The sequence below is a fragment of the Enterobacter sp. T1-1 genome (assembly GCF_000710795.1).
Lineage (GTDB): Bacteria > Pseudomonadota > Gammaproteobacteria > Enterobacterales > Enterobacteriaceae > Enterobacter > Enterobacter cloacae.
This window is the reverse complement of sequence record NZ_JALW01000061.1, coordinates 1-10,755: the sequence shown is the minus strand read 5'-3', so window position 1 is coordinate 10,755 and position 10,755 is coordinate 1. Positions and strand designations below refer to the sequence as shown.

The following is a 10,755-nucleotide window of genomic DNA, read 5'->3' as shown; positions in this document are numbered from 1 at the left end:
CCATAACATTCCCTGCCGCAGTTCCGACATCCTTTGTCGCGCTACTTCCCAAACCGACGTTTTATAGATTGCTCTCAAGCGGCCTGGCCGATAACGTCACCTGTTTTTTTTGCAGAAATAATTGGGTGAAAAATATGCAAATTGGATATGTAAGGGTGTCAACAAATGACCAAAATACGGATCTTCAGCGGCAAGCGCTCGAACGCGCAGGATGTGAACAAATTTTCGAAGAAAAAATGAGCGGAACAGTGGCTAACCGGCCAGCACTGAAAAAGCTTCTTAAGACGCTGAAAGAGGGAGATACGCTTGTTGTCTGGAAGCTTGATCGCCTTGGGCGAAGCATGAGGAACTTGGTACTGATGGTCGACGAACTACGGCAGCGCGGGATCCACTTTAAGAGCCTCACGGACAGTATCGATACATCCAGCCCGATGGGGCGCTTCATCTTTCATATCATGTCAGCCCTGGCGGAAATGGAGAGGGAGTTGATTGTGGAGCGCACCCGGGCAGGTCTGGCTGCAGCTCGTGAGAAAGGGCGTATCGGTGGCAGGCGTCCGAAACTTACCCAGGAACAATGGGACCAGGCGGGCAGACTGATTGCGAACGGCGTGGACAGGAAGCAGGTGGCGATCATCTACGATGTAGCTGTATGCACACTGTATAAAAAATTCCCCGTTTCAAAATCTACACTGTCTCATTGAGCCGGGAGCAGGCAAAGATCACTTTTAATTCACTCTCCCGTTTTTAAGAATATTGGCATTGCGTTATTATTCTTTGATTTCTGCCAGAGCTTTCCATTCAGCTTTTCTGGTTTCATCTAATCTGCCTTGGGTTTTAGCGGTTGCTTTGCATCGGAATTCGACTTCAAGTAATTTCTCAATGTCTTGATAGAGGTTATTTTAATGTCATGAAATTAGTCCTTTTTAGGACCAATTCAAATCTTTTGCTCAATTGTGGAACTTTTTATCTGAAGAGACATACCAGAGGGCAGTTTGGCTCACTTAACTGCTGAATAGTTTATAGTTATAGTATCTGCTGAGAAACGCAAACTGAGGGAAAAACGATGCAACGCACTTTTTCGGCAATCTGGATTGTCCTGTTTTTCTTCGTCGCACCTCTTCATGCGGAGCCCAAAGTTTACGGAGAACAGCGCATTAACGACTGGTGGAACGCGCTAACGGACGATATTTCGCAAACCTGGGAGCAGCCTCAACGCTACGATCTCTACCTGCCGTTTCTGAGCTGGCATGCCCGCTTTATGTACGACAAAGAAAAAACCGACAATTACAACGAAATGCCGTGGGGCGGGGGATTGGGCGTGTCCCGCTACAACGAAGAGGGCAACTGGAGCGCACTCTTCGCAATGATGTTCAAAGATTCGCACAATGAATGGCAGCCCGCTATGGGCTACGGCTGGGAGAAGGGCTGGTACCTGGATAACGCCAAAGATTTCCGGCTTGGACTCGGCGCCGCGGCGGGTATCACGGCGCGCGATGATTTTGCGAACTATGTGCCCCTGCCGTTTATCTTTCCGCTGTTTTCTGCGGGGTATAAGCGCGTTACCGTCCAGTTCACCTATATTCCAGGCACCTATAACAACGGTAACGTGCTCTTTGCTTGGCTGCGCCTCGGTTTTTAAAGAGTGATCACCTTTTTTGCCACGGAGTTAGACAGGATCAGCATGGAGAACAGCACCGAGGTGATGAACGTGAGGACGATCAGCGCCAGCTTCATGCCGAGAGACGTCACCGGGATCAGCGCCGTCAGCAGGTGAAACACCGAGTAGTGGACGATATACACGCCGGTCATAGTTTTGCTGATGGCCGCCAGCACCGACTCTTTAAACTCAGCATTGCGGCGAAAGCGCACCCCGTTCGCCGCAATGACCAGCGCAATAATCAAAATGTAGATTTGCGAGCCGGTAAGAATAAAAGCGTTTCTGTCGGCCTTGAACAGGGCAAAAAAGAAATGGCGCTCGTAAAACCAAGTGAAGAGATAAATAAACGGGATAGCGATAACCGCCGTCCTGACCACTACTTTGCGGCCAATCCACTCGGCGATCCTGGGATCGCAGAAAAGCTGCCCCGTCAGGTAAAACAATAGCCACGTCCACAGGCGGTACTGTGGCGAAAGGGAAAGGACCTGGACGTTCGGATAGAGGGCTGAAAGCAAATCATACCCGTAGGAGAAGAGCAGCAGGCAGGTAATCACGCCGCAGAACAGCGCGCGGCGCTGGCTAAGCCACTCCACCACCGGATGGAAGGTGTAAATCACGACAAACGAAAACACAAACCACGGCTGGATTAAATATCCCCGCTGATACGGCTCCCACAGGTAGTAGATGGTTACCCAGAACAGAAAAACAATCACCAGACTTTTAATCTTGCCTAACTGCCAGCGGGCTCCGTGCCGGGACTGGCCATCGAGATAACCCGCGACCACAAAAAACAGCGGCGTGGCGATGGTCGAAATAAAAGTTAAAAATCCCAAGATCCAGTGATAGTCATAATCATAATGATCCCAAGTATTGTAGATGGTGAAGAAGGTGACCGCCGTCATACAGCCCAGCGTCTTAATAATATTCAGTCCTGTCGCATTCATTGTTGTTCCGCTTAGTCCTTACGATGGAAGCACGCGTAAATTACGGGAAGTACCAGCAGCGTCAGGATTGTAGCAAACCCAAGTCCAAACATAATCACAACGGCCATGCTCTGGAAGAAAACGTCCAGCAGCAGCGGTGCCAGACCCAGTACGGTGGTGAACGCGGTGAGCAGGATAGGGCGCAAGCGCGAGGTGGCGGCGTAAACGATCGCCTCGTGCTGATCTTTATGCGCTTTCTGCTGCTCGATCTCTTCCACCAGCACAATGCCGTTGCGGATCAGCATCCCGCTCAGGCTCAGAAGACCTATCAGCGCCATAAAGCCAAACGGAATACCGGTGATCAAGAATCCCGGCGTGACGCCAATCAGCGCCAGCGGCACGGTCAGCCAGATGGCGACGGCGTTTTTCACCGAGCTGAACATCAAAACGGTGATGACAAACATTACCAAGAACCCGATCGGCAGCGTGGTGAAGATCCCCTGCTGTGCTTCGCTGGAGTTTTCCGCGTCGCCTCCCCATTCGATACTGTAGCCGTGGGGCAGGGTGAGGGCGTCAATGTGCGGTTTCACCCGGGCGAGAATGTCGCCTGACGTTTGCTGGCTAAGGGGATCAGGATCGGTCTGAACCGTCAGCACCCGCGAGCGGTCGCGGCGCAGAATCAGCGGATCTTCCCACTCCAGCGAAAAGCTGCTGACGACGTTACTCAGCGGGATATACTGCTGCCGGGTATGGCTCCAGACCAGCACGTTGTTCAGATGATTAGCGTCCAGCCGTTCGCTTTCCGGGGGGCGAACCACGACCGGAAGAAGGTCGCTGCCTTCTCGGTATAACCCGGCCCGGCTGCCGGAGAAATTCATCTCCAGCGCGTTGTCGACGTCCTGCTTGTCTACGCCAAGCTCGCGGCCCAGCGTGGCGACGTACTGCGGACGGATCACCTTGCTGCGGTTTTGCCAGTCATTTCTCACACTTGCAATGGCCGGGTCGCGCGCCAGAATATCATCCACTTGGCTGGCTATCAGTCGCAGCCTGTCAGGCTCGGGACCCTTGATGCGCACCTCAATGGCGCTGTCGCCGGAGGGACCAAACATCACGCGTTTGGTGCTGGCGTTCACCTGCGGATAGTTTCGCGTAATGTACTCATCAACGTGGCGTGTCAATGCGGCTATGTTGCGCTGGTCATCCATGCGTACCATGATCTGCGCGTAGTTGCTGTACTGCCGCTGTCCGCTGTAGGTAAGAATAAACCGCATGCTGCCCTGACCGATGGTTGAAACGGTAGTTTCGACGCCGGGCTGACCGTTGATGGTTTTCTCAATATCGCCAGTCATCTTCTCGGTCCATTTGATATCGGTGCCGTAAGGTAACCAAAGGTCGACAAAGAAAATCGGCGTATTTGACGATGGGAAGAAGTTTTGCCGCACGGCGCCAAAACCCCAGACAGATGCTGCCAGCAGCGCAGCCATCACGATAAGCGTCGGCGCTTTCCAGTGCAGCAGCGCGTTGAGCAGGCGCTGGTAAAGACGGTAGAGGCGTTTGTCGTAAGGGTCTGACTCGTCAATTTTTTCCGGCGCGCTGTGGTTTTTAAACAACCACCACTTGATCAACACCGGCGTAATGGTGAGCGCCGAGAACCAGCTCAGCATCAGGGAAATCAGCAGCACCTGGAACAGGGATTTACAGTATTCCCCGGTGGAATCCTGCGACAGCCCGATAGGCGCAAACGCCAGGATGGCGATCACCGTTGCCCCCAGTAGCGGCAGGGCGGAGCGACGAATGATGTAGTTAATTGCGTTCAACAGCGGGGAGCCCTGCTGACGCGCAACCAGTACCCCTTCAACAATCACGATGGCGTTATCCACCAGCATGCTGAGGGCTATAATCAGCGCACCGAGCGAGATACGCTGCAGCTCAATACCCCACAGATACATTATCAGCAGAGTTCCCAGCACGTTGAGCGCGAGGGAAAACGCGATGATGATCCCGCTGCGAACGCCCATAAAGATCAGCAGTACTCCGATGACAATCGCCAGCGCCATCAGAAAGTTAATGATAAACCCGTTAACAGAGTGGCCCACTTCCGCTGCCTGATCGTAGAACAGGTCGATGTGTATCCCTGCCGGTTTTTCCGCCGACATCTGGCTGAGCTTCGCCTCCAGCGCGTGTCCCACGTCGATCACGTTCACGCCAGGAATAAATGAGACGCCCATGGTGACGGCTTTCTTACCGTTGGCATGATAAATACTGGCGGGCGATTCGTTCAGCCCGCGCGACAGCGTGGCGATATCCCGCAGACGCGTCGCCGCCCCGGTGCCGGAAGGGGTAATGATGAGATCCGCGAGCTCATCAAGATTTTCGAACTCACCGGTTGGATGCAGGCGAATGGATTCCGTTCCCGAGGTGATTTCTCCGGCGCTGGAAACCACGTTAAGCCTGCTGAGCAGGGCGGAAAGCTGGTTCAGCGTAATGCCGCGCGCGGCCATTTTGGTCAGGGAGATATCGATGTTGACCTGCTGGCTGATGGCTCCACCGATGGCGACCTTGGCAACGCCGGGGACCAGAATCAGTTCGCGACGCAGCTGCTCGGCATACCTCACCAGTTCAGGATTACTGAATTCTTCCCCGGAAATCGCGAAGAAAAAGCCGAATACGTCGCCAAAATCGTCATTCACGAAGGGCGCCACTACGCCTGGTGGGAACTGGCGCGCGGCATCGCCCACGCGACGACGCAGTTCGTCCCAGATCTGAGGCAGCTCGTTCGAATGATAGCGTGAGGCAATGTTCACGGTGATTTGCGACAGGCCGTTGGAAGAGATGGAGCTTACGTTGTCCAGATAGGGCAGCTGTTGAAGGGCATTCTCCAGCGGCAGCGTGACCTCCTCTTCAACCTGCTGAGCGGAGGCACCGGGATAGTGGGTGATCACCACCGCGGTTTTGATGGTAAAGGCGGGGTCTTCCAGCCTGCCGATGTTCAGCAGTGCGAAAATGCCGCCCACGCCCAGCAGCAGGATCGTCAGCCAGACGCGAATGGGGTTATTGATAAACTGACGAGTAATATCCATTACAGTCCCCGTTCACGCGTCCAGATACGCACCGGTTGGTTAGCATGAAGCTCACCCACGCCAGCAGCCACCACGCGCTCGCCGGCCTTAAGCCCACCAGTGATCGTCACGCCCTCTGTGGTCACCTGGCCCACGGTTACCTTGCGGTCTTCAAGATGAAGCGCGTCACCTTCCCCCGCCACGACCCATACGTGCGGCTCATTGCGCGGGCTGTTGTTCGGGTTAAAGACCGCCTCAACCGGCACAATTAAAGCCTGAGCGCCAGCACCAGCCGGGAGGTTGGTTAAATTGATCGTCACCGTACCGCTGACACCGCCCACGGCGGGGAAATCATCCGGGCGCGGCATGGTGAGTATCACCTGCCAGGTCAGAGTATTGCTGTCGCTGCTGCCCGAGTGCTCTTTGTAGACAGCGGTAAACTCCCGATCCGGGATGGCGTTAATTCTCACCACAGGGCGATACTGGGCGTTACGGATATCAAAGGCCTTGAACAGATTCTCAGGAATACTGAACACCACGTCCAGCAGGTCGGTGCGGGTTAGGGTCGCAATGGGCTGACCGGCAGACACCACCTGATGATTCCGCACATGCAAGCTGGCCACCGTTCCGCTAAAGGGGGCGACGAGCGTCATCTGATTCAGCTCTTCACGGGCAATCTGCAGCGCCGCATTCGCCGAATCGCGGTTCGCGCGCTGTACGTCCATCTCCGCTTTAGAGATAGCCTGGCGGCCCGCCAGCGTCTGGAAGCGATCGAACTGTCGCTGGGCCAGCGTCGCCGCTGTTTGCCTGTCGTTAACCCGCTGCTGTGCTTCACGGGCGTTTAGTCTGGCAAGCTGTTGCCCCTGCTTGATGACTGCGCCCTGGCGTATATCCAGCGCTTCAATTTGACCCGCGCGCTTAAATGATAGGTCGGTCACGTCGCCCGATTCTATGCGGGCGGGGAAAACGCGCTGCTGGGCATGACCGGGAACAGCCACCTCCGCCACTTTTACCATGCGTGGCAGGGGGGAAGCTTGCTCGGGTTTCGGATCGCACGCAGTGAGCGTTAACACCACGAACGGTAAAAGATAGAGGTAGCGGTTCACTGTATTCCCCTAATAAATAACTATTTTATTTATTCCATAGCAAGGGCTGGAAGTAACACTATTCTGCCAGAACAGTGACAACCATATAGGTAAATAGGCCAATTGCAGTGCTGGCAATAATGGCAAGCGCGATAAACAAACTAAGACGAAAAAGGCTTAAACCGTACATTCATTCCTCCATGAGTCGTAAGCAGTGTCTTTCTATGAGCATAGTTGGAGAAAAGATAAATGTTAAATAACCATTATCAGGGGGGACACGCTAATCCTGAAATTCCTGTGCTACGTTTAATATCATTCGCCTTTTTTCCCGTGACGGTCATAAAGGGTAAGCCCCTGCATGTAATGCGTTTTTTCTCTACCCACAATCATTTTAGTAATAAAAAGGATACTCGATATGTACAAAAATATTCTGGTTCCGGTGGATGTTTATGAGACTGGCCTGGCAGATAAAGCGCTGCAGCATGCACAGTTCCTGGCACAAAGCGCGTCGGGAGATATTCACCTGTTGCACGTCATGCCAAAATTTTCCGCTGAGCTGACCCGCGGGTTTATTTCAGATGCGCGAAAGATGGATGAATATATGGTTAATAATTCCAAAGAGAAACTCGCTGCCCTGGTCAAAAAACTGAATCTGCCGGAAGAACATGTCCATCTTCATGTGCGCAGCGGGAATGTCCGTGATGAGGTGATTAAGTTGGCGGATGAACTTGCTGCTGGGGCAATTATTGTCGGCTCTCGAAATCCCAATATTCAAACCCATTTGTTAGGGTCAGAGGCTGCCAGCATTGTGCGCTATGCCCATGTCCCTGTTTTTGTTATTCGTTAATGGCATGAAAGCAAGGTGATTTCTGAAAAGAACCTGAGGAAGGAACGATGAAAACAGGAAAACCTGACCGTCCGTATTATCAACAAACTGTTGACGACACCCTGGCAAATATCAATTCCACCGCGGAGGGGCTGAGCAGCACTGAGGCATCGGCCCGCCTCCAGCAGTATGGTGAGAATGCGTTACCGCAGAAAAAGGGCAAGCCCGCTTGGTTGCGTTTCCTGGCCCACTTTAACGATGTCCTGATCTACGTTCTGCTGGTGGCCGCGTTGCTGAAGCTCTTTATGGGCCACTGGATCGATATGTTTGTGATCCTCGGCGTTGCCGTCATTAACGCGCTGATTGGCCATATTCAGGAGAGCAATGCAGAAAAATCGCTGCAAAGTATTCGCAATATGCTCTCCAGCGAAGCCGTGGTGGTGCGTCAGGGTAATCATGAGACGATCCCCACAACCTCGCTGGTGCCGGGCGATATCGTGGTGATCCGCGCCGGGGATCGTATCCCTGCGGACCTTCGCGTGATCGAGGCGCATAACCTTCGCGTGGAGGAGGCCATCCTGACCGGTGAATCCACCGTGGTAGAGAAAAACAGCGATGCGTTAACTGGTGAGCTGCCTTTAGGCGATCGGTATAACCTACTCTATTCCGGCACCACCGTCAGCTCCGGCGGCGGCAAAGGCGTAGTGGTGGCGACCGGGGGTGAGACCGAGCTTGGTCATATCAACCAGATGATGTCAGATATCGAAAAACACCGTACGCCGCTGATGGTGCAGATGGATAAGCTCGGTAAAACCATCTTCATTACTATTCTGGTGATGATGGTAGCGCTGTTTGTCTTCAGTCTGCTGTTCCGCGATATGCCGGTTTCCGAGCTGGTGCTGTCGCTCATCAGCCTCGCCGTTGCCGCGGTGCCGGAAGGCCTACCGGCCATCATTTCCATCATTCTTTCGCTTGGCGTACAGGCCATGGCGCGCCGCAAGGCCATCATTCGTAAGCTGCCTACGGTAGAAACGCTGGGCGCGATGACGGTCATCTGCTCGGATAAAACCGGCACCCTGACCATGAATGAAATGACGGTCAAAGCGGTCATAACCGCCGACACGACCTATCGCGTGGAGGGCGACAGCTACGAGCCGGTTGGTAATATTCATCCTGTAGATGACCCGAATCCCGTCAGCGTGACGCAGGGCTCCCTGCTGGAACGCTATCTGCGCACCATCGACCTCTGCAATGACAGCCAGCTAATTAAAGATGACCAGGGCCAGTGGAAAATCACTGGCGGCCCGACCGAGGGTGCGCTGAAGGTGCTGGCGGCAAAAATCCCGCTTCCACCGCTCGATACTGAAATGCGCAGTAAAATTCCGTTTGATTCGCTGTATAAATACATGTCCACGCTTTACCGTCTGGGCGATGAAGAGGTTATTTTGATTACCGGCGCTCCGGACGTTCTGTTCCGCCTGTGCCAGTTCCAGCAGACCAACACCGGGTTGCAGCCTTTTGATCAGTCTTACTGGGAAGGGAAGATTGAAGAGTATGCCCGTGAGGGGCTGCGCATGGTGGCGGCAGCCTGGAAGCCTGCCCGTGAGGGACAGCGCGAGCTGGATCATCCGGACCTTAAGGATGGCGTGATCCTGCTTGGCATCGCCGGAATGATGGATCCACCGCGTCCGGAGGCAATTACCGCGATTGCCGACTGCCTGCAGGCGGGGATCCGCGTAAAAATGATCACCGGGGACCACCCGCAAACGGCGATGAGCATTGGGCAAATGCTTGGCATTGGCAACGCCGCCAGCGCTATAACCGGCCGCGAACTGGAAGCGATGGACGATCGTCAGTTGAGCGAAGCCGCACAGCAGTACGATATTTTCGCGCGAACCAGCCCGGAGGATAAATTCCGCCTTGTACAGGCCCTGCAGAGCAAGCAGGAAGTGGTGGGAATGACCGGGGATGGCGTGAACGATGCCCCGGCGCTCAAGCGGGCGGATGTGGGTATTGCTATGGGGATCAAGGGGACGGAAGTCACCAAGGAAGCCGCCGACATGGTGCTCACGGATGACAACTTTGCCACGATTGCCAGTGCAGTACACGAGGGCCGGCGGGTTTACGACAACCTGAAAAAGACCATTCTGTTCGTTATCCCCAGCAACATTGCTCAGGCTATGCTGATTATCATCGCGCTGCTGGCGGGGAACCTGATCCCGCTGACGCCGGTCCTTATTCTGTGGATGAACATGGCCACCTCGGCGACGCTCTCTTTTGGGCTGGCGTTCGAAGCGGGCGAGAAGGACATCATGAGCCGGCCTCCGCGCAAGGCGAACCTGCACGTGATGGACGGCTATGCCATCTGGCGCGTGATATTTGTCGGCTTAATGATTGCCATCAGCGCCTTTATCCTTGAAGCCTGGCTGCAGCCGCGCGGCTATTCAGCAGAATTTATCCGTACCGTGCTGCTGCAAACACTGGTGACCGCACAGTGGTTCTACATGCTTAACTGCCGCGTGAATGACAGCTTCTCGCTGAGCATAGGCCTGCTGGCGAATAAAGGCATTTGGATTGTGAGTGGTGTGCTCCTGGCGCTTCAGCTTCTCATCATCTACGCGCCGTTCATGCAGATGCTGTTTGGCACGGAACCGCTGCCGTTCCGTTACTGGATCATTACCTTACTGATAGGATTCGCGATGTTCCTAATAATTGAATTTGAAAAGCAACTGACCAGACGTTGGCGCAAAAAACATCTCTGACTGCCTTTATTCAAAGTTATCTCAGGTAGGTAGAGTGTATGTAGATACATACTTTTGGGTGTGTATCTACTCGCGCCTAATGAATATAAATAATACGTTTAGAAAACCTAGGCAGTAAGGGATATTGAGTGAAGCTAAGATCTATAAAGCCGTTAGGTTGTCGCGATCGGCTTTGTCAGCCAAATAGGCAAGGTATTCTTCACGTGTTTGAGCTTGTGCCAAACGTTCGCACATGATTACCTCCAGTCAGTCAAACTGAAAGTATAGAAGAAACGAAGAGGGCGGAATCGATAGCTCCAACAGCCCATGTTTCGATTAAGACTGTTGGAGCATAAACACAATGTGTACAAATTTGCGTATTAAAACTCAAAATCGGTAGCAGTTTTTTTGTCTACTTCATTGAATTTAAATAAAAAATACGCAGCCCTATAGCCACTATCGTA

General features: G+C 53.5%; 7 protein-coding genes and 1 pseudogene. 4 read left to right on the top strand and 4 right to left on the bottom strand.

Annotated elements, in window-relative coordinates:
- Nucleotides 1-134: 134 nt before the first annotated feature.
- Nucleotides 135-701 carry a recombinase family protein gene (locus tag AK59_RS0119270; RefSeq protein WP_029883561.1) on the top strand — a complete coding sequence of 189 codons (567 nt, stop codon included), beginning with the start codon at nucleotides 135-137 and terminating at the stop codon, nucleotides 699-701.
- A gap of 362 nt (nucleotides 702-1,063) precedes the next feature.
- Nucleotides 1,064-1,639: a lipid IV(A) palmitoyltransferase PagP gene (gene pagP, locus AK59_RS0119265; protein WP_029883560.1), complete on the top strand. Its 576-nt coding sequence runs from the start codon at nucleotides 1,064-1,066 to the stop codon at nucleotides 1,637-1,639.
- Here the strand turns inward: pagP and AK59_RS0119260 are convergent.
- Genes AK59_RS0119260 through AK59_RS0119250 form a run of 3 tightly spaced genes read right to left on the bottom strand, consistent with a single transcriptional unit; the run spans nucleotide 1,636 to nucleotide 6,745 of the window.
- Complete coding sequence (locus AK59_RS0119260) at nucleotides 1,636-2,601, bottom strand: acyltransferase (RefSeq protein ID WP_032618683.1); 966 nt, start codon at nucleotides 2,599-2,601, stop codon at nucleotides 1,636-1,638. The genes pagP and AK59_RS0119260 overlap by 4 nt on opposite strands.
- 11 nt (nucleotides 2,602-2,612) lie before the next feature.
- Nucleotides 2,613-5,660, bottom strand: a complete 3,048-nt coding sequence (locus AK59_RS0119255; protein WP_029883558.1) for an efflux RND transporter permease subunit — start codon at nucleotides 5,658-5,660, stop codon at nucleotides 2,613-2,615.
- Nucleotides 5,660-6,745: an efflux RND transporter periplasmic adaptor subunit gene (locus tag AK59_RS0119250; protein ID WP_029883557.1), complete on the bottom strand. Its 1,086-nt coding sequence runs from the start codon at nucleotides 6,743-6,745 to the stop codon at nucleotides 5,660-5,662. The genes AK59_RS0119255 and AK59_RS0119250 overlap by 1 nt, the downstream gene beginning before the upstream one ends.
- A gap of 394 nt (nucleotides 6,746-7,139) precedes the next feature.
- Here AK59_RS0119250 and AK59_RS0119240 point away from each other — a divergent pair, with 394 nt between their 5' ends.
- Nucleotides 7,140-7,571: a universal stress protein gene (locus AK59_RS0119240; RefSeq protein ID WP_029883556.1), complete on the top strand. Its 432-nt coding sequence runs from the start codon at nucleotides 7,140-7,142 to the stop codon at nucleotides 7,569-7,571.
- A gap of 47 nt (nucleotides 7,572-7,618) precedes the next feature.
- Complete coding sequence (locus AK59_RS0119235; protein ID WP_029883555.1) at nucleotides 7,619-10,312, top strand: cation-transporting P-type ATPase; 2,694 nt, start codon at nucleotides 7,619-7,621, stop codon at nucleotides 10,310-10,312.
- 159 nt (nucleotides 10,313-10,471) lie between these two features.
- On the opposite strand, the pseudogene AK59_RS1000000125320 reads toward AK59_RS0119235, so the two are convergent.
- A pseudogene (locus AK59_RS1000000125320) lies at nucleotides 10,472-10,546 on the bottom strand (SOS response-associated peptidase); the annotation flags it as partial.
- Between the last annotated feature and the right edge of the window lie 209 nt (nucleotides 10,547-10,755).

What these genes read in the sequence shown, in the direction of transcription:
- AK59_RS0119270 (WP_029883561.1), top strand. Translation starts at nt 135, where the DNA reads ATGCAAATTGGATATGTAAGGGTGTCAACAAATGACCAAAATACGGAT.
- pagP (WP_029883560.1), top strand. Translation starts at nt 1,064, where the DNA reads ATGCAACGCACTTTTTCGGCAATCTGGATTGTCCTGTTTTTCTTCGTC.
- AK59_RS0119260 (WP_032618683.1), bottom strand. Translation starts at nt 2,601, where the DNA reads ATGAATGCGACAGGACTGAATATTATTAAGACGCTGGGCTGTATGACG.
- AK59_RS0119255 (WP_029883558.1), bottom strand. Translation starts at nt 5,660, where the DNA reads ATGGATATTACTCGTCAGTTTATCAATAACCCCATTCGCGTCTGGCTG.
- AK59_RS0119240 (WP_029883556.1), top strand. Translation starts at nt 7,140, where the DNA reads ATGTACAAAAATATTCTGGTTCCGGTGGATGTTTATGAGACTGGCCTG.
- AK59_RS0119235 (WP_029883555.1), top strand. Translation starts at nt 7,619, where the DNA reads ATGAAAACAGGAAAACCTGACCGTCCGTATTATCAACAAACTGTTGAC.